Origin of the sequence: Mesorhizobium sp. M0590 (assembly GCF_040320905.1) — a bacterium.
Taxonomy (GTDB): domain Bacteria; phylum Pseudomonadota; class Alphaproteobacteria; order Rhizobiales; family Rhizobiaceae; genus Mesorhizobium.
The window spans coordinates 39,044-57,268 of sequence record NZ_JAMYQN010000025.1 but is presented as its reverse complement, the minus strand read 5'-3'; the positions used below and the strand labels follow the sequence as shown (position 1 = coordinate 57,268).

Below are 18,225 nucleotides of genomic sequence, written 5' to 3'. Positions count from 1 at the left end.
TTTGATGCATGTCGTTGTCCCAAAACCGCCACGCACTTTTGGGCGACATGCATTCGTTCAATAGACAGGCGGCGAAACCACCCAGATGACGACAGCCGGCTCGGCTCCAGGATTGCGCCATCGGAACGGCTTGCCGTCGAAGCGGAAGGAGTCGCCTTCGCCAAGCCGGTGCCAGATGCCAGCAATTTCGATGTCGAAACTGCCCGAAGCGACGTAGCCGGCTTCCTCGGTCGGCCGGCGCGCCTCGGCCTTCATCTCGGCACCCGGAGCGAAGACCGAACGCAGCATCTCGAAGCTACCGCCGAGATCGGGCGACAGAAGCTCCTCCACCAGGCCGGAATCGCTTGTGCCAAGCGTGCGCCGGTTGCCGGCGCGCACGACCACGCCGCGCTCGGTCTCGACAGGCACGTCATGGCTGAAGAACAGGCTGACCGGCACGCCGAACAATTCGGCGAAGGCCCTGAGATCGCCGAGCGACGGGACCGACAGACCGCGCTCGACCTGGCTGACCCAGCCGACGGAACGGCCGAGCTTCAGTGCGATTTCAGCAAGCGTCAAGCCGCGCGCCTTGCGCAACGCGCGAATGTCGCCGGCCAGCAGCCGTTCGCCGCTGTCCTGTTCCGATCTGGCGGCGGTTGAGGGCAAAGCCATCCCTGTCTTGGTGAAAAATTCTCAGCAAATTTCATTTGATGGCGGGTTCATGAAAAAATCAAGAGGATTTTCACGCAACCACAAGATTTACTTGCGCCATTTTGACGGTTCGGGCAAAGGCTCGGCGCACGAGCGGCGAGTGGGGCGTCCGGTCGAGGCGGGTAGGCTATCGGGCGTTCAAAAAGACGCGCAAGGATGCTCCATCACTTCTAGTCGGCGCATGATCCTTCCGGAAAATCGGTTCGGGATCATACGCAAAAGGACGGCCCATGCTGGAAAACAACTCCCGGATTGCGGCGGCGATCGTCGATGACGCGATCACCTCGCGGCGGTCGGTACGCGCCTTCTTGCCCGATATGGTCGACGACGAGATCATCCGCGATATTCTCGCCGTTGCCGCGCGCGCGCCCTCAGGCACCAATATGCAACCCTGGAAAGTCTATGTGACCAAGGGCGAGGTCAAGCAGCGCATCACCGACGCCATCCTCAGCTCGGGCATCCGCGCCGAAAAGGCCGAGTGGGACGAGTATCGCTACTATCCCGACCAGTTCTTCGAACCCTATCTGACGCGACGGCGGGCCAACGGTTTCGGCCTCTACGGCGTGCTCGGCATCGGCCGGCGCGAGGTCGACAGGATGCGTGCGCAGCACGACCGCAACTTCGTCTTCTTCGACGCGCCGGTCGGCATGATCTTCACCGTCGACCGGCGGCTGAACAAGGGGTCGTGGATCGACTACGGCATGTTCCTGCAAAACATCATGGTCGCCGCGCGGGGCAGGAGCCTGCACACCTGTCCGCAAGCCGCCTTCGCGCCCTATCACCGGCAGATCAGGCCGGTGCTCAACATTCCCGACGAGGAGATCATCGTCTGCGGCATGGCGCTCGGCCACGAGGATACGTCCAAGCCCGAAAATGCCTTCCGCACCGACCGCGCGCCGCTGGAAGAGTGGGTGACGTTCGCGGAGTGACGTGAAGCGCCGTCCGGCTCTACTGCACTTCGTAGCCGACTTCCTCGCTCGCATGGCAGAGCGCTTTCCAGAACGAGCGGGCAAACGAGCGGAACACATAGATGTCGAACTGATCGGCGCCGGTGCGCTGGATCTGCGCGAAGATGTCGTGATGCATGGTCGAGCGGCCGGCGCCGATCGGGAAGGCCGGCAGCGCGAAGTCGATGGCGAAGAATTTCGCCAGCACCCACTCGGCCTTCGGCCCGGCGATACGGATCGCGGTGCGGCCGTGCGAAAGGTCGGTCACCGTACCGATGGCCGAAGTGACGACACTGGCAAAGGCCGGCGCCAATCCCTCGGCTTCATCGACCACAGTGAACTTTCCCGGCGCAAAGCCGAACACCGACCTGGCGCCGTTCGTCACACCGCCACCGGCGCCGTCGGGCAAAGCCAGGCCGGTGACCGCATGGATGCCGGCCATCAACTTCTTCTCCTCGCCGGGCCAGGCGGCGAGCTGCAGGATCGAACCCGGCCTGGTTTCGGAGAGGATGATTTCGACACCATGCTCGAAATTGCCATGCGAGCCCGGATGCAGCACCGGCTCAAGCGGCGATTGGCGTTCAACCATGCATGCGGCTCCCGTCCGGATCGAAGAAATGGTTGGAGACGATCTCGACCGGCCCGAACCGGTTGCGCAGCGGGTCGGAGACATAAGCGCGCGTGCCGCGCCGCGCCTTGCCGCCCTTGACCAGGGCAAGCGCGATATATTTACCCAGCGCCGGCGAATAGCAGCAAGCGGTGATGTGGCCAAGCGAGCCGTGCGGATTGGCTTCGTCAAGCTCCTCGACGATGTGTGCGCCGCCATTGAGCGGCTGGTTGTCGAGCGAAACAATACCGACGAGTTCCAGGCGGTCGGGCGCGATCAGCCCCTCGCGGTCCATCATCGCCGAACCGATGAACGGCTTCTTCTTCGACAGCATCCAGTCGAGATGCAGGTCGCGTGCCGTGGTACGGCCGTCGATCTCGGCACCGGTGACGTGGCCTTTCTCGATGCGCATGGTGCCCAGCGCCTCCAGCCCGTAGGTCACCAGCCCGAACGGCTTGCCGGCTTCGATCAGCGCCTCCCAGACATGGGTGCCGTAGCCGGCGCCGGAATAGACCTCGAAGGCCATTTCGCCGGAGAAGGACAGCCGGCAGATCATCACCGGCACGCCGGCGATTTCGCCGTGGACGATGCCCATGAAGGGCAGGGCGGCATTGTCGACGGCAGTGCCGCTGACGCAAGCAGCCAGTATCTGCCTTGCCTTCGGCCCGCCGATGGCGGCACCGGCCCATTGGTCGGTCACCGAGGTGACGTGGACCTTCAGCGCCGGCCAGATCACGTCGAGGAAATATTCCAGATGCTGCATCACCTTGCCGGCATTGGCGGTGGTGGTGGTCATCAGGAAATCCTGCTCGCCGAGGCGCCACGTGGTGCCGTCGTCAAAGGCGAGACCGTCCTCGCGCAGCATCAGCCCGTAGCGCGCCTTGCCGACGGCCAGCGTCGAAAACATGTTGGTGTATAGGCGGTCGAGGAATTCCGCCGCGTCGGGGCCTTGCACCGCGATCTTGCCCAGTGTCGAGACATCGACGATGCCGGCGCTCTCGCGCGTGCCTCTCGCTTCGCGGACATAGGCCTGCTCGATCGTCTCGCCGGGATGGCCGTAGATCATCGGCCGATACCACAGGCCGGCGGAATACATGGTGGCGCCGTTGGCGACGTGCCAGTCATGCATCGGCGTCAGCCGCTCGGGCTTCAGATCGCCGAAGCGTTCGGCGGCTAGCGAGCCGATCGACACCGCCGAAAAGGGCGGGCGAAAGCGCGTCGTGCCGACCTGCGGGATCGGCTTGCCCAGCGCCTCGGCCATTATGGCCAGGCCGGGTATGTTGGAGCTCTTGCCCTGGTCGGTTGCCATGCCGAGCGTGGTGTAGCGCTTCAGATGCTCGACCGAGACGAAGCCTTCGCGATGCGCCAGCCGCACGTCATCCGCCGTCACGTCATGCTGGAAGTCGACGAAGCTTTTTCCTTCGGCCTTGATCTCGAACACCGGCGCCGGATCGGGATCGCCAGGTGCTGCTTCGACGGCAGGCAAGGCCGCCGGCGTGGCGGTTGCGCCCGCAGCGGAAAGACCGGCGGCGCGACCTTCGGCGATCGCCTCGGCGGTGGAGAAACTGCCGGTGAAGGCGCCGGCGCCGATCCATTGCTGTGTCGTCGGCTTGGGCGGCAGGAACGCTTGCAATGCTTCGTTCCATTCCGCTTTGGCTCCGGCCTGGCTGGCCAGATGAATGGTCGGCGACCAGCCGCCCGACATCAATAGGCAATCGGCGTGGATGCTGCGCGCATCGCCGGAAAGCGCGCCGTTGACCATGTCGAAGCGCTGCACCTTGAAGCCGGAAAGCGCCTTGCCGCCCTCGGTGGCGATCACCGCGTGGCCAGAAAGGATCTCGGCCTCGGTCTCGCCGGCCAGCTTGCGCATTTCGCTCGAAAGCTCAGGGCGCACGTCGATGATGGCGACGACCACGGCGCCGGCCTTCTTCAGCGCCAGGGCCGCGCGATAGGCGCTGTCATTGTTGGTGAACAGCCCGATCCTGTCGCCGGGCAGCACGCCATATTCAATGGCATAACGCTCGGCAGCATGCGCCAGCATTACGCCTGGCCGATCATTGCCTGGAAAGACCAGCGGACGCTCCAGGGATCCGGTGGCCAGCACCACCGACCTGGCGCGGATCGTCCAGTAGCGATGGCGCGATTCGCCCTTGCCGGGCGTTTCCTTGTGGTCGGTGACACGTTCGAGCGCGGCAAGCGTGTTGCCGTCATAATAGCCCCAGACGGTGGTGCGCGGCAGCAGGCGGATATTGTCACGGCCTTCGAGCTGGCCAGCGGCGCGCGCTGCCCAGTCGGCGGCCGGCATGCCATCGATCGTCTCGCCCGACCAATTGGCCGAGCCGCCGAAATGCGGCTCGAGCTCGGCCAGGATGACGCGTGCACCCTGATCGGCAGCCGCCCTGGCGGCCATCAGCCCCGCCGGGCCGGAGCCGACTACCAGCACATCGCAAAACGCGTTCATGCGTTCGTAGCGCGCCGTATCGGGAGCCGTGCCTGCCTTGCCCAGGCCGGCGGCACGGCGGATGAAATGCTCACAGAACATCCAGAAGCGAGTGCCCTTCAGCGGACCGATCACCGGTCCCATGAAGGTCTTGTAGTAGAAGCCGGCCGACAAAAGCTTGCCGCCGAGCTGGTTCACGGCACTGACGTCCCAGGCAAGCGAAGGGAAGCGGTTCTGGCTGATCGCGGCCAGCCCGTCATAAATCTCGACCATTGTGGCGGGGATGTTCGGCTCGCGAACCTCGCCCCTCAACACTGTGACCAGCGCGTTCGGTTCCTCGACGCTGGCGGTCAGCACGCCGCGCGGGCGGTGATATTTGAACGAACGCCCAAACAGGGTGATGCCGTTGGCCAGCAGCGCCGAAGCCAGCGTGTCGCCGGCATGGCCGGTATAAGGCGCGTCGTCGAAGGTGAAACGGATGGTCCGCAGCCGGTCGATGCGGCCCCCGGCCTCTGTACGGCGCGGGCTCATGGCTTGTCCTCGGCCCGGTGCCGCGCAACCGAGTTGTGGTCGCCGCGCGCGAACGCGGTGCTGGAGATCTCGTGCGTCAGCGTGTTGCGCACGACCCTGAGATGGGCGCGGCAGCCGCCGGAATGCTGCCAGATCTCATTGTGGTCGCCGGCTGGATTAAGCCGGTCGTAGACATAGGCGTTCCAGGCGTCGAGGTTCTGCGAGGCGGGCTGTGGGCGCTGGCGATTGCCGTCGCCCTGATAGGTGAATTCGATCACGTCGCGCGGGCCGCAATAGGGGCAGGTGATGAGCATGGATCTCTAACCTAATGCAGCCGGGGCGTGGCGCCCTGGCCCTTGTCGTCGATCACCAGGCCACGGTAGAAGCGGTCGAGCGTGAAGGCCGAGTTGAGACCGTGCGGCTCGTCCTTGGCAATGGTCCAGGCAAAGCACCAGCCGGAAGCCGGCGTCGCCTTGAAGCCGCCATAGCACCAGCCGCAGTTGAGATACATGCCCGGCAGCGGACCGGTGGTGATGATTGGCGAGCCGTCCATCGACATGTCGCAGACGCCGCCCCATGAGCGCAGCATGCGGACACGGGCCAGCCCAGGGAACAGCGCCAGCATCTCGCTCATCACCTCATCGACGATCGGCAGGCTGCCGCGTTGGGCGTAGCTGTTGTAGCCGTCGAGATCGCCGCCATAGACAAGGCCGCCCTTGTCCGATTGCGACATGTAGAAATGGCCCATGCCGAAGGTCAGGACCGTATCGATGAACGGTTTTAGCGATTCCGTGACGAAGGCCTGCAGCACGTGGCTCTCGATCGGCATCGTCTCGATGCCGGCAAGCCGCATGACCCGCCCGGTGCTGCCGGCAACCGCGACCGCTACCTTTTTTGCGCGGATTTCGCCGCGCGTTGTCGTGACGCCGGTGATGCGGTCGCCGTCGCGCAGGAAGCCGGTGACCTCGCAATTTTCGATGATGTCGACGCCGCGGCGATCTGCGCCGCGCGCATAGCCCCAGGCGACGGCGTCGTGGCGGGCGGTGCCGGCGCGCCGCTGCATCAGGCCGCCGACGATCGGGAAACGCGCGGTGGCTGAGACGTCGAGCGCCGGCACCAGGCGCGCGATTTCGGCCGTGGTCATCAGTTCGGCGTCAACGCCGAGATGGCGCATGGCGTTGCCGCGCCGGGCATAGTCGTCGAGCTGAGCAGGTGTGTGGGCGAGGTTCAGGCAGCCGCGCTGCGAGAACATGACGTTGTAGTTGAGGTCATGGGCCAGGTTCTCCCACAGCTTCATCGAATGCTCGTAAAAGCGCGTGTTGGCCGGCAGGAGATAGTTGGAACGGACCGCCGTGGTGTTGCGGCCGACATTGCCGGAACCGAGCCAGCCCTTCTCCAGCACCGCGACATTGGTGATGCCGTGCTCCTTGGCTAGGTAGTAGGCGGTCGACAGGCCATGGCCGCCGCCGCCGATGACGATCACGTCGTAGGACGCCTTCGGGTCGGGCTTGCGCCAGGCCGGCCTCCAGTCCTTGTTTCCGGTCAGCGCGTTCTTGAGAAGCGAAAAGGCCGAATATTCCGCCATTCTTATTGTCATCCATTTCAGGCTTTGCGGCAGACTATAGAGCAGGCCGCCAACGCAAAGCCAAGATTGCGCCATCGCTTTTCGACTCCCCGACTTCGACTGGATTGGCCGACTTCGATTGGATTGGCCGACTTCGATTGGCGGACTTCGAAAACGAGCCGCCTGGCATGACTTGCCCCGTGATATGAGCGTCTTTATCAAGGACGTGCTTCAAAACTGCCGCTGCCGTCCGCGAGTCGCCAGAAAAATCATGTTCTTTCGTTTACTCCGCCTGGTCCTGATCGTTGCGCTTGTTGTCTTGGCGCCGCCGTCGTTCGACGCGATGGCGCAGGCGCTCGGGCAGGGTGCCGCCGGGCTGGTTACAGACCAGCAGAAGGTCATCCAGAGCCTGACGGCCAAAACCGACGATCTCGAGAAGAAGATACAGCAGGACGGCCAAGACGATGCCACCCTGGTGGAAATCCGCCTGCAATTGGAGGATCTGTCGCGGGCGGCGCTCACCAGCGCGCTGGCGTTCCGCTCGCGTCTCGGCGATATCAACGATCGGATCGAGACGCTGGGACCTCCGCCGGCCGCGGGCCAGCCGGCCGAGCCCGACATCGTGACCGGTGAACGCCAGGCGCTGGCTTCCGAAAAAGCCGAGATTAACGCCGTCATTGCCAGCGCGCAGAACCTGTCGATCCGTGTCAGCGGGCTGATCGAGAAGATCGGCAACATGCGCAGCGAGCTGTTCCGCAATCAGCTCACCAAGCGCTACGTGCTGTCCGATGCATTGAGCCCGGAGGTCATTTCCAACGCCAATGACGAATTTACCAGTTTCTACAAAGCGGTGTCGTCCTGGCTGAGCTTCGCCTTCAAGTTCAAGTTCCAGGCAATTCTTGCCGCGACGTTGATGGCGCTTGCGCTGGCCGCCGTGCTTTTTGTCGGCGGGCGGCGCCTGTTCGGCCGCGTCTTCGAAGCCGATCCTTCCGTCGAGGATCCATCCTATCTCAGCCGCCTGTCGGTGGCGTTCTGGTCGACATTGCTGCCGTCGCTGGCGGTTGGCGCCTTCCTTATCTCGACGGTCTTCTTCTTCAATTATTACAATGTCTTGCGCGGCGACATCGGCATCTTCCTGAATTCGCTGGTTGCCGTTATCGCGGTGGTGTTCTGCGTCAACCGGCTGACCAATGCGGCGCTGGAACCGCGGTTGCCGAACTGGCGTCTGATCCCTGTCGAAACCGGCCCGGCGCGCTGGCTGGTGCGGCTGACGACTGCCATGGCCGTCGCCATCGGCATCAATTATTTCCTGTCGGTCGTCAACGACAAGATGGGCTCGCCGCTATCGCTGACCATCGCCAGAAGCTTTGTCGCCACCATCAGCGTCGGCGTCATCCTGATCCTGATGGGGCTGCTGAAGCCGTTCAAGGCTGCCGACGGGAGCTGGCGCCCGTGGCCGGCATGGCTGCGCTACACCGCCGTCGCGCTAGGGCTATTCACCATAGCGTCGGCGCTGCTCGGCTTTATCGGCCTTGCTATTTTCGTCTCGGTGCAGGTCGTGGTTACCGGCACTATCCTGGTCACCGCCTATATCGGCTTCCTGTCGGCGCGGGCGATCGGCGAGGAAGGTGGTTTCGCCAACACTTCGATCGGGCGCTGGCTAGCGGCCAATTCAAGCTACGAAGAGACCGCGCTCGACCAGCTCGGGCTTGTCGTCAGCGCCGCCATAAACATCATGATCGTGCTGGTGTTCCTGCCGCTGATCCTGTTGATGTGGGGCTTCCAGCCCGGCGACATCCAGGCCTGGGCCTACAAGCTGGCGACGGGCCTCACCATAGGCTCGGTGACGATCTCGGTCACCGGCATCCTCACTGGCGTCGTCGTCTTCATCATCGGCTATTTCCTGACGCGCTGGTTCCAGGGCTGGCTCGACGGTTCGGTGATGGCGCGCGGCCGGGTCGACACCGGTGTGCGCAATTCGATCCGGCTGGCGGTCGGCTATGCCGGCGTCGCGGTCGCGGCACTGGTCGGCATCTCGGCGGCCGGTATCGACCTCTCCAATCTCGCGTTGGTCGCCGGCGCCCTGTCTCTCGGCATCGGCTTTGGCCTGCAGAATGTCGTCTCCAACTTCGTCTCGGGCCTGATCCTTTTGGCCGAGCGGCCGTTCAAGGTCGGCGACTGGATCGTTGCCGGTGACATCAGCGGCACGGTCAAGAAGATCAGCGTGCGCGCCACCGAGATCGAAACGTTCCAGCGGCAGTCGGTGATCCTGCCCAATTCAAACCTGATCAACAATGCGGTCGGGAACTGGACGCACCGCAACAAGCTCGGCCGCATCGATATCAAGGTCGGCGTCGCCTATGGCAGCGACATCAAGCACGTGCATGGCGTCCTGTTGGAGATCGCGCGCAGTCATCCGCTGGTGCTGAAAAACCCCGAACCCTTTGTGCTGTTTTCCAATTTCGGCCCGGCCGCGCTCGAATTCGAGATCCGCGTATTCCTGGCAGACGTTCTTAGTGGCAATATCGTCCAGAACGACATCCGCTTTGCCATCTTCGATGTGTTCGCCGACCAGCATATCGAAATTCCGTCGACACCGCGCGCCGTCGTCGAGACCAAAAAGCACGAGGCGTGGCCGATCGACGACGACAAGATCGAAGTCGAATTCGCCGAGCGGGAACAAGCAAAAGCCCTAGCGGCGGTCGAGGCGAAACGTCTCGCCAAGTCGGGACGCAAGGTACGGAAGCCCGATCCTGACTAGCTGATTGGAGCTTGCCTTCAAGCCTTCGGAAACCAATTGCGGCATGAATGCGGCATTCAGTTGCCGTTCAGCTTGCATTGCATATAAGCTCACCTGCAAACGGCGAGAATGCCTTGCGAAATGCAACAGAGGCGGTGGCAACACCGATACTGCAAAATGTGGAAGTCTCTCGTCGCCGCCATCGCTTTTCTGGCCGTGGGCGGTTCGGCCCATGCCGCCAGCGCGGTCAACAAGGACGCCGAGACCCGCACGCTGATCGTGACGGAAGGCGGCGGCAAGACCGAGCTGGCGCTGGCCGCTGGCGAAACCGTGGAATTTTGCCCGAGCGGCTGTTTTGTTACCTTGCCGAATGGCGACCTCGAGGCGCTGACCGGTTCGGAGACGATTGAGATCTCGGGCGGCGTCGCGCGCATCAAGTAAAGTCGACGCCATGATTTTTGAAGGCCGGGCAAACGCCCGGCCTTTTATTTGCTTCCGGTAATCGGCGATGAAGGTATGCACTTTTCTTCGAAGCTGCGCAGGGCGGGCTCTAGCAGCGCCTTCGTACCGAGCAGGGCGAAGGCGTAGGTCTAACTGCATTCGACGGGCTGGTGGCGCGGGCTTTTTTGGCGATGTCGCAAACAGGCTGCAAGCGCGGCGCCGCGCCGCCCTATAGTCTGCTCGCAATAGCATCTTGGAGTCGCGGGCAATGGCAGGGTTTCCGGAAAAGGCGAAGGTCGTCATCGTCGGGCTGGGCGGCATCGTCGGCGCATCGGTCGCCCATCACCTGATCGAGCGCGGATGGGACGATATTGTCGGCATCGACAAATCGGGCATCCCGACGGATATCGGCTCGACGGCGCATGCCTCCGACTTCTGCTACACGACCAGCCATGATTTCCTGTCGTGCTGGACGACGCTCTATTCCATCGATTTCTACGAAAAGATGGGTCACTACGCGCGCATCGGCGGCCTCGAGGTCGCCCGCGTCGGCGACGACGCTCGCATGGCGGAGATCAAGCGCAAGATCGCCTCGGCGAAGGCCTTCGGCACACGCGCCCGCCTGATCGATCCCGCCGAGATCAAGGAAAAATTCCCGCTGATCGAAGAACAGATGGTACAGGGCGGCCTGTGGGATCCCGACGCCGGCCTCGTCATCCCGCGCTCGCAGACCGTCGCCGGCAAGCTTGTCGACCAGGCGGAAGCTTCCGGCAAACTCAGGGCGTTTGCCAATACGTCGGCCAGGTCGCTCGTCATCGAGAACGGCCGCATCAAGGGCGTGGTGACCGACCGCGGCACCATCGAAGCCGACTATGTCGTGGTCTGCACCGGCATCTGGGGACGGCTGATCGCGGAAATGGCGGGCGAGGACCTGCCGGTCATGCCGATTGACCATCCGCTTACCTTCTTCGGGCCGTACACTGAGTTCGCCGGCACCGGCAAGGAGATCGGCTGGCCGCTGCTGCGCGACCAGGGCAACTCGGCTTACATGCGCGATACTGGCGACCCTAAGACCGCCGAAGGCGGGCAGATCGAATGGGGTTATTACGAAGAGACCAATCCGCGCCTTTGCCATCCGCGCGATCTTCTCGAGAAAAACCGGGCACGGCTTTCGCCGTCGCAACGCGATCTCGACATGGAGCAGATCCTGGCGCCGCTCGAGCGCGCCATGGAACTGACGCCGATCCTGGGCGAGCTGGGCTACAATGAGAGCCATTCCTTCAACGGCCTGCTGCAGGTGACGGCGGACGGCGGCCCCTCGATGGGCGAAAGCCAGAAGGTGAGGGGCCTCTGGTATGCCGTGGCGATCTGGGTCAAGGACGGCCCCGGCATGGGCAAGCTCATCGCCGACTGGATGACGGACGGCCGCACGGCGATCGACCACCACGCCATCGACTATTCGCGTTTCTATCCGCACCAGACGAAAGAACAGTTCATCTGGGATCGCTGCACCGAAACCGCGATGAAGGTCTACAACCCGGCGGTCCATCCGCGCGAGCCCTTCTCCAAGGCTCGCAATGTCCGCCGCTCGCCCTTCTGGGAGCGCGAGAAGGAACTCGGCGGCTATTTCATGGAGCTCGGCGGCTGGGAGCGCGCCCATGGCTACGCCGCCAACGAGCATCTGCTCGAGAAATACGGCAACCGGGTGCCGGTGCGCCAAAACGAATGGGATAACCGCCACTTCTGGCGCGTCTCGAACGCCGAGCATCTCGCGATGAGCGAGGATTGCGGCATCGTCAACCTGTCGCATTTCGCCATGTACGACGTGGAAGGCCCGGACCATGTCGCGCTGATGGAATGGCTGTGCGCGGCAAAGATCGGCGGTGACGGCAATATCGGCAAGGGCATCTATACCCATTTCCTCGACGAGGAAGGCATGGTGCGCGCCGACCTGACCGTCATCCGCATGGCCGACCGCTGCCGCGTCATCGACGGCGCCGATGCCGGGCCGCGCGACTTCCAGTACATGCGCCGGACGGCAGAGGACAAAGGCTTCGACGTTACCGTCACCGATGTGACCGAGAGATATGTGACCGTCGGCATCTGGGGTCCGAATGCGCGGGCAACATTGGGCAAGGTCGTGGAAAACCCCGACGGACTGACGCTTGAGAATTTTCCCTTTGCCGCGATCAAGCCCGTCAGGATCGCCGGCAAGGACGTGACCGCCTTCCGCATCTCCTATGTCGGCGAGCAAGGCTGGGAACTGCATATGCGCTACGAGGACGGCCTGGCTGTCTGGGACGCGCTGCGGTCGACCGGCGTGATGGCCTTTGGCGTCGAGACCTATGCCAACAGCCGCCGCATGGAGAAGAGCCTGCGCCTGCAAAACGCGGACCTCTTGACCGAATACAATCTGCTGGAAGCCGACCTTGCCCGTCCGAAAGTCAAGGAGGCCGATTTCTGCGGCAAGGCAAAGCATCTGGAATATCGCGCCCGGGTGCATCAGCCGGCCATGCTTTGCACGCTTATCATGACGGACAATACAGATTCGAATGGTGTTCCCCGCTATCCGGTTGGCACGATGCCGGTGATGGACCCGCAAACCGGTGAGACGCTCGTCGACGAGCTCGGCCGCCGCTCCTTCACGACCTCGGTGGCCTATGGTCCGACCCTCGGCAAGAACATCGCGCTCGCCCACCTGCCCTGGGCGTATTGCCAGGAGGGCCGCAAGCTGAGCGTCGAATATTTCGGCGAGAAGTACCCGGTCGAAGTGGCCGCCGTCGGCTACAGGCCGCTCTACGACCCGGAGAACCTCAATCCGCGCAGCTAAGCGTTGCTTGCCTGCCGATTCTCCACACAGGCAAGCCGAGCAGTGCCAGCAGGACCTGAATGCAGAAGCCCGATTCATCGTCGGGCTTTTCGCTTTGTGGAGCGATGATTCTCGCTTACCGTCGCGCTGCGATTGGGGGGTGCCTTTGCGGCGGATCGGCTGGGACAGAAAAAACGATGCGCTTGTGTTTCAGCTGAACCGGAATATCCCGGTTCGCGTCAGCTGGACCTTCGCAATTCCCATTGTGCTGCCCTTCCTGAACGAGTGGGCGAGCCGACCCAAGGATGCACTGATCCATACCTCTATCTTTGCAGCGCTTCTGTTTGCGTCGATATTTCTGCACGAACTGGCACACGCCTGGATCGGACGCCGACAAGGCGTCGCCACCGACATGATAGAATTATATCTCTTCGGCGGGCTCACGCGTTTCAAACGCGCCGCAGCGCCATCGCCTGCCTGGGCGCGGATTGCGATAGCGGGTCCCCTGGCGAACGTCGCGCTCGCCGCGTTTTTCGATGCGGCCTATTATCTGGTTTTTGGAGAACTCATCCCACTTGCGCCCGAAAGGCCATTCGGGTGGCTGCCGTCAAGGTCGGCCGGTCCTCTGGAATGGACGCTTTGGATTGGCGCATTGTTGAACGTGTCACTTATCATTCTCAACATCCTGCCCGCCTTCGATCTGGATGGCGGCGTGATTGCAAGACATTTGTTCCTGAGACGCTTCGGCGTCCGCCGGGCCGCGCAGATCGTCGGCATCTGCGGCATCGTACTTTCAATTCTGCGTTTTGCGATCATCTTGCCTGCCGCGGGTATTCTGTTGTGGCTTCCGCCGTCATTCAAGCCGAACTGGAGGGCAGCGCGCGGGGTCGGTGCTAGAAAACCGAAGCCGGACCCATCCTCCGAGACGGATGTCGAGAAGGCCGTGGAGTGGTGGGGGCGGGGCGGGCACCGCATCCACAAATGAAATTCGTTTTCCGGCGGTTCGCAAAAATGTGACCGAATGAGACCGGCTCTCCACCGGGCTTTTCTCTTTGTCGATCGGCGATTTTCGCTTACCGTGCGGCATGTCTGGTTTTGCCCGTGCAAGACATCTCGTCTCGGGTGCCGCCGCGCTGGCGTCGGTGCTATGGCTGACTGCAAACTCCCGCGCCGCCGAGCCGGTCGACGTCGAACTGGTGCTGGCAGTCGACGTTTCGCTGTCCATGTCGCCGGACGAGCTCGAAATCCAGCGTCATGGCTATGCGGCGGCGCTGACGCATGACGATGTCCTGCAGGCAATCGGCGAAGGCGCTCATGGCAAGATTGCCGTCACCTATGTCGAATGGGCTGGCGCGACCTGGCAGCAGGTCGTCGTGCCGTGGACGGTGATCGCCAATCGTGCCGACGCCGAGCGGCTGGCAGCGCAGCTTTCCGCTCATCCGCCGGCCAGTGCCAGGCGCACCTCGATCTCCGGCGCGCTGGAATTCGCCAGCGATCTCTTTGCTGAAAGCGGCTTCCAGGGCGTCAAGCGGGTGATCGACATTTCGGGTGACGGCCCCAACAACCAGGGCGCACCTGTCGATATCACCCGCGACGCCGTGATCAAGCAAGGCATCACCGTCAACGGCCTGCCGCTGATGACCAGGGGCGGGTTCAGCAGCGCTTACGATGTCAACAATCTCGACCGCTACTACAGCGACTGCGTCATCGGCGGGCCGGGATCCTTCATGATCCCGGTCAATGACTGGACGCAGTTTCCGGAGGCCATCCGCCGCAAGCTGGTGCTGGAGCTTGCCGGTCCGGCCTCGCCGCAGCGAGCGGCGGAAGAGGCGGCGCATCCGCCATTGGTGCTGGCACAGGACATCCCCGTCACCGACTGCCTGGTCGGTGAAAAAATGTGGCGCGACCGCAGCTGGATGTACAACAGCCGCTGATGGCGGAGTTTGCTGTCGATGGTGACATACCGCAGTGCAGCATCTGCTTCATTGACAAGCCTGCGGGCGTCTGTGACACAATTCCCCATCCGAACACATAAAAGGGGAACCGACATGAACAGGATCGGAATTCTTGCCGCAAGCTTGACGCTTGCCGTCGGATTGTCCGCGCCGGCGATGGCCGCCACATCGGTCAGCATCGGCATCAGTGGATGGACCGGCTTTGCGCCGCTGACGCTCGCCAAGCAGGCCGGCATCTTCGAAAAGCACGGCCTCGACGTCACCTTGAAGAAGGTGCCGCAAGCCAGCCGGCCGCTCGCCATCGCCAGCGGCGACCTGCAATGCGCCGCCACCACGGTCGAGACCTGGCTGGTCTGGAACGCCAATGGCGTGACGACCAAGCAGATATTCCAGCTCGACAAATCCTACGGCGCCGACGGCATCGTCGCCCGCAACGACATCAAGACCGTCGCCGATCTCAAAGGTAAGTCGGTCGCGTCTTCGGCGCCGGGCACCTCGCCCTATTTCATGCTGGCCTGGGTGCTCAACAAGAACGGCATGTCGACCAAGGACGTGACGGTCGTCAACCTGGAGCCGGATGCGGCGGCGCAGGCGTTTCTCGCCGGCCAGAACGATGCGGCGGTCACCTATGAGCCGTTCATCTCGGCGGTGCGCGAAAAGTCCGACCAGGGCCATATCCTTGTGACCACTCTCGACTATCCGATGGTGCTCGATACGGTCGGCTGCACGCCGGAGTTCCTCAAGGCCAATCCGGATGCGGGCAAGGCGCTTGCCGACAGCTATTTCGAGGCACTCGACCTGATCAAGAGCGATCCGGCGAAATCCTATGAGACGATGGGTGCCGACGTGAAGCAGTCGGCCAAGGAATTCGAAGAATCGGCCAAATACCTGAAATGGGCCGACAAGGCTGAAAACAAGCAGTTCTTCACCAAGGAATTCCAGGACTTTTCCAAGACCGCCGGCGAGCTTCTGCTGCAGATGGGTTTGATCAAGGAAGCGCCTGACGTCTCGACATTGGCCGACACCAGCGCCGTCGCCGACTAACCGGCAGGATTGTCGCCCGGCGGCGGCGCGTGCGCCGCCGCTTTTTCATTCAGATCAGAGGACGGTCGAAGATGCCGCGCCCCTTGCATCCGGTCTCGCCGGGCATTCGAACCGTGCTCGGCATTTCGTTCTTCGTGCTGTTCGTGGCGTTCTGGGCGTGGATCACGCTTGGCGGCCACGTCAATCGCATTTTCCTTGCCGATCCGCTGTCGATGGTGAGAGACGGTTGGCGGCTGCTGGTCGAGGACCGCTTCTGGCTCGACATCCTTATCACCATCTGGCGCGTCTTCGGCGGGTTCCTGATGGCGGCCATCGTTGCCGTGCCGCTCGGCATCGTGATGGGTGCCTGGAAGCCCGTGGAGGCGTTCCTGGAGCCGTTCGTCTCCTTCGCCCGCTATCTGCCGGCATCGGCCTTCATCCCGCTGCTCATCCTGTGGGCGGGCGTTGGCGAGCTCGAAAAACTGCTGGTGATCTTCGTCGGCTCGGTGTTCCAGATCATCCTGATCATCGCGGTCAAGGTCGGCGGCACACGGCGCGACCTGGTCGAGGCGGCCTACACGCTTGGCTCGTCCGACAACGGCATCGTGCGGCGCGTGATCATGCCGGCCAATGCGCCGGAGATTGCCGAGACCCTGCGGCTGGTGCTCGGCTGGGCCTGGACCTATGTCATCGTCGCCGAGCTGATCGGCTCGTCGTCGGGCATCGGCTACATGATCATCAACAGCCAGTCGCGGCTGGCGACAGGGCAGATCATCTTCGGCATCATCGTCATCGGCCTGATCGGGCTGTTGTCCGATTTCGCATTCAAGGCGCTCAACCGTTGGCTGTTTCCATGGAGCCTGGCGTGAGCAAGCTGCTCATCGAAGGCGTCTCGCGCACCTTCGCCGGTGTCGGCGGTGGGCAGCCGGTCAAGGCGCTGATGCCGATCGATCTGGCGGTTGCCGCCAACGACTTCATCACCATCCTGGGGCCATCCGGCTGTGGAAAGTCGACGCTGCTCAGGATCGTCGCCGGCCTCGAAGCGCCGAGTGGGGGACGTGTTCTGCTCGACGGCAGGGTGGTGGACCGGCCCGGTCCAGACCGCGGCATGGTTTTCCAGTCCTATACGCTGTTTCCGTGGCTGACGGTTGCCGAGAACATCGCCTTCGGCCTGCGCGAACGTGGAATGGCCGAGCACGAGCGCAGCGAAATCGTCGCTTCTTACGTCGATCTCGTCGGGCTGAGAGGTTTTGAAAACCATTGGCCGAAGCAGCTTTCCGGCGGCATGCAGCAGCGCACCGCGATTGCCCGGGCACTGGCCAACGATCCGGAGATTCTGTTGCTCGACGAGCCGTTCGGCGCACTCGACAACCAGACCCGCGGGCTGATGCAGGAACTGCTTCTCGGCATCTGGGAGCGGCGGCAAAAAACGGTGCTGTTCGTCACCCACGACATCGAGGAGGCGATCTTCATGGCGTCGCGCGTGGTCGTGATGACGGCACGGCCGGGCCGCATCAAATCGGACGTTGCCGTCGACCTGCCGCATCCGCGCCACTACACGCTGAAGACCAGCCCGGAGTTTTCGGCACTGAAGGCGCGGCTGACGGAAGATATCCGCGTCGAGGCGATGCGCACGGCGCAGATATAGTCGGGTCAGCAAGGCGCCTGAACGGCTCAGAGACTTCGTAAGTCCTTGATAAGCACGTAAAGATGCAGCGGGTCCGTCGGCGATTGCGCGAATCCGTAGCGCTCGTAAAACGTGCGGGCGCCGTCGTTCTTGGCGTGGACGACGACCGCGCGGATACCTGCAATATCCGCCGCCTGCAAACTGCGCAGGACGGCATCGCGCAACAGTCCGCCGCCGACGCCTTTGCCTTGCCAGTCCAGACTGACCGCAAGACGCGCCAGCAGCATTACAGGCACCGGATGGCGTGCGAGACCTTTCGTCAATCGCTCGGGCGCACCCTCATATTTAACTTCACCAACGACCAGGGTATAAAAGCCGATCACATCTTCGCCAGAGAGACCAATGTAGGTCTGCGAAGCATTGGCTTGCTGGTTTTGGAATGCATAGCGTACGAGAAAGCGATTGAGCGGTTCTTCACCGCAGTCGAACATGTCCACCAAATGCGTGCGGGCCAGTTTCTCGATCTGGAATTCGCTCACGCTGGATCGCGACCGGAAAAGATGCTTGGTTCGTTCAATAGGTGCTTGAGGCGGGGGAGATCACGCGTTGGCGCGTCGAGCGCTGCCATGAACGCGACCCATTTTTCGGCGTCGAGATGGAAGCTGCGCCGGTCGGCTAATGTTTCTTCGGCTCGCGCAAGCGCGCTTTCAAGCACGAAATCGCTGAGCGAACGGCGTTCAGTCGCGGCGGCGGTTGCGAGTGTACGCTTTGCCTGGGGGGTAAGGCGCAAGTCCAGTTTTTCCGATCTGGTGGTTCTGGTCATTGGTACCTCTCGATTGAAGGATACCACGCCAGACAATGTCATGACAATG

At 62.8% G+C, this 18,225-nt stretch carries 16 protein-coding genes; 9 read left to right on the top strand and 7 right to left on the bottom strand.

Annotated elements, in window-relative coordinates:
- Positions 1–57: 57 nt before the first annotated feature.
- Complete coding sequence (locus NKI52_RS28845; protein WP_031211731.1) at positions 58–651, bottom strand: helix-turn-helix domain-containing protein; 594 nt, start codon at positions 649–651, stop codon at positions 58–60.
- Between the two features lie 269 nt (positions 652–920).
- Between NKI52_RS28845 and NKI52_RS28840 the strand changes: the two genes are divergently transcribed.
- Positions 921–1,619 (top strand): nitroreductase, encoded by a 699-nt coding sequence (locus NKI52_RS28840; RefSeq protein WP_352623286.1) that lies wholly within the window; start codon positions 921–923, stop codon positions 1,617–1,619.
- Between the two features lie 19 nt (positions 1,620–1,638).
- On the opposite strand, the gene NKI52_RS28835 is transcribed toward NKI52_RS28840, so the two are convergent.
- From NKI52_RS28835 to NKI52_RS28820, 4 genes are read right to left on the bottom strand one after another with little or no spacing between them, the layout of a single operon-like run.
- Positions 1,639–2,226: a sarcosine oxidase subunit gamma gene (locus NKI52_RS28835; protein ID WP_023676538.1), complete on the bottom strand. Its 588-nt coding sequence runs from the start codon at positions 2,224–2,226 to the stop codon at positions 1,639–1,641.
- The gene (locus NKI52_RS28830; protein ID WP_352568958.1) at positions 2,219–5,215 is read right to left on the bottom strand and encodes a sarcosine oxidase subunit alpha; all 2,997 of its coding nucleotides are present in this window, start codon (positions 5,213–5,215) and stop codon (positions 2,219–2,221) included. The genes NKI52_RS28835 and NKI52_RS28830 overlap by 8 nt, the downstream gene beginning before the upstream one ends.
- A complete protein-coding gene (locus tag NKI52_RS28825) occupies positions 5,212–5,508 on the bottom strand; it encodes a sarcosine oxidase subunit delta (RefSeq protein WP_023676536.1) in 297 nt (98 codons plus the stop codon). The genes NKI52_RS28830 and NKI52_RS28825 overlap by 4 nt, the downstream gene beginning before the upstream one ends.
- 11 nt (positions 5,509–5,519) lie before the next feature.
- Complete coding sequence (locus NKI52_RS28820; protein WP_352568999.1) at positions 5,520–6,779, bottom strand: sarcosine oxidase subunit beta; 1,260 nt, start codon at positions 6,777–6,779, stop codon at positions 5,520–5,522.
- A 250-nt stretch (positions 6,780–7,029) separates the two neighbouring features.
- Here NKI52_RS28820 and NKI52_RS28815 point away from each other — a divergent pair, with 250 nt between their 5' ends.
- From NKI52_RS28815 to NKI52_RS28780, 8 genes are all read left to right on the top strand, one after another.
- Entirely contained in the window at positions 7,030–9,519 is a 2,490-nt protein-coding gene (locus tag NKI52_RS28815; RefSeq protein WP_352568957.1) for a mechanosensitive ion channel family protein, read from the top strand.
- Positions 9,520–9,675: 156 nt separating this feature from the next.
- Entirely contained in the window at positions 9,676–9,939 is a 264-nt protein-coding gene (locus NKI52_RS28810) for a hypothetical protein (RefSeq protein WP_023676533.1), read from the top strand.
- Between the two features lie 268 nt (positions 9,940–10,207).
- Entirely contained in the window at positions 10,208–12,769 is a 2,562-nt protein-coding gene (locus tag NKI52_RS28805) for a GcvT family protein (RefSeq protein ID WP_352635645.1), read from the top strand.
- A gap of 7 nt (positions 12,770–12,776) precedes the next feature.
- A complete protein-coding gene (locus tag NKI52_RS28800; RefSeq protein ID WP_352700446.1) occupies positions 12,777–13,733 on the top strand; it encodes a site-2 protease family protein in 957 nt (318 codons plus the stop codon).
- A gap of 100 nt (positions 13,734–13,833) precedes the next feature.
- Positions 13,834–14,682: a DUF1194 domain-containing protein gene (locus NKI52_RS28795; protein WP_023676529.1), complete on the top strand. Its 849-nt coding sequence runs from the start codon at positions 13,834–13,836 to the stop codon at positions 14,680–14,682.
- Positions 14,683–14,796: 114 nt separating this feature from the next.
- Complete coding sequence (locus NKI52_RS28790; protein ID WP_352452114.1) at positions 14,797–15,747, top strand: ABC transporter substrate-binding protein; 951 nt, start codon at positions 14,797–14,799, stop codon at positions 15,745–15,747.
- Positions 15,748–15,818: 71 nt separating this feature from the next.
- Positions 15,819–16,595, top strand: coding sequence for an ABC transporter permease (locus NKI52_RS28785; protein WP_023676527.1), 777 nt, complete (start codon positions 15,819–15,821; stop codon positions 16,593–16,595).
- Entirely contained in the window at positions 16,592–17,374 is a 783-nt protein-coding gene (locus NKI52_RS28780) for an ABC transporter ATP-binding protein (RefSeq protein WP_352452112.1), read from the top strand. The genes NKI52_RS28785 and NKI52_RS28780 overlap by 4 nt, the downstream gene beginning before the upstream one ends.
- Positions 17,375–17,400: 26 nt before the next feature.
- On the opposite strand, the gene NKI52_RS28775 is transcribed toward NKI52_RS28780, so the two are convergent.
- On the bottom strand, positions 17,401–17,892 hold the full coding sequence (locus NKI52_RS28775) for a GNAT family N-acetyltransferase (protein ID WP_352635640.1): 492 nt from the start codon (positions 17,890–17,892) through the stop codon (positions 17,401–17,403).
- Complete coding sequence (locus tag NKI52_RS28770) at positions 17,889–18,218, bottom strand: type II toxin-antitoxin system TacA family antitoxin (protein WP_352700445.1); 330 nt, start codon at positions 18,216–18,218, stop codon at positions 17,889–17,891. The genes NKI52_RS28775 and NKI52_RS28770 overlap by 4 nt, the downstream gene beginning before the upstream one ends.
- Between the last annotated feature and the right edge of the window lie 7 nt (positions 18,219–18,225).

Excerpts from the sequence above, each read along its gene's own strand:
- NKI52_RS28845 (WP_031211731.1), bottom strand. The coding sequence starts at position 651 with ATGGCTTTGCCCTCAACCGCCGCCAGATCGGAACAGGACAGCGGCGAA.
- NKI52_RS28840 (WP_352623286.1), top strand. The coding sequence starts at position 921 with ATGCTGGAAAACAACTCCCGGATTGCGGCGGCGATCGTCGATGACGCG.
- NKI52_RS28835 (WP_023676538.1), bottom strand. The coding sequence starts at position 2,226 with ATGGTTGAACGCCAATCGCCGCTTGAGCCGGTGCTGCATCCGGGCTCG.
- NKI52_RS28830 (WP_352568958.1), bottom strand. The coding sequence starts at position 5,215 with ATGAGCCCGCGCCGTACAGAGGCCGGGGGCCGCATCGACCGGCTGCGG.
- NKI52_RS28825 (WP_023676536.1), bottom strand. The coding sequence starts at position 5,508 with ATGCTCATCACCTGCCCCTATTGCGGCCCGCGCGACGTGATCGAATTC.
- NKI52_RS28820 (WP_352568999.1), bottom strand. The coding sequence starts at position 6,779 with ATGGCGGAATATTCGGCCTTTTCGCTTCTCAAGAACGCGCTGACCGGA.
- NKI52_RS28815 (WP_352568957.1), top strand. The coding sequence starts at position 7,030 with ATGTTCTTTCGTTTACTCCGCCTGGTCCTGATCGTTGCGCTTGTTGTC.
- NKI52_RS28810 (WP_023676533.1), top strand. The coding sequence starts at position 9,676 with ATGTGGAAGTCTCTCGTCGCCGCCATCGCTTTTCTGGCCGTGGGCGGT.
- NKI52_RS28805 (WP_352635645.1), top strand. The coding sequence starts at position 10,208 with ATGGCAGGGTTTCCGGAAAAGGCGAAGGTCGTCATCGTCGGGCTGGGC.
- NKI52_RS28795 (WP_023676529.1), top strand. The coding sequence starts at position 13,834 with ATGTCTGGTTTTGCCCGTGCAAGACATCTCGTCTCGGGTGCCGCCGCG.
- NKI52_RS28790 (WP_352452114.1), top strand. The coding sequence starts at position 14,797 with ATGAACAGGATCGGAATTCTTGCCGCAAGCTTGACGCTTGCCGTCGGA.
- NKI52_RS28785 (WP_023676527.1), top strand. The coding sequence starts at position 15,819 with ATGCCGCGCCCCTTGCATCCGGTCTCGCCGGGCATTCGAACCGTGCTC.
- NKI52_RS28770 (WP_352700445.1), bottom strand. The coding sequence starts at position 18,218 with ATGACATTGTCTGGCGTGGTATCCTTCAATCGAGAGGTACCAATGACC.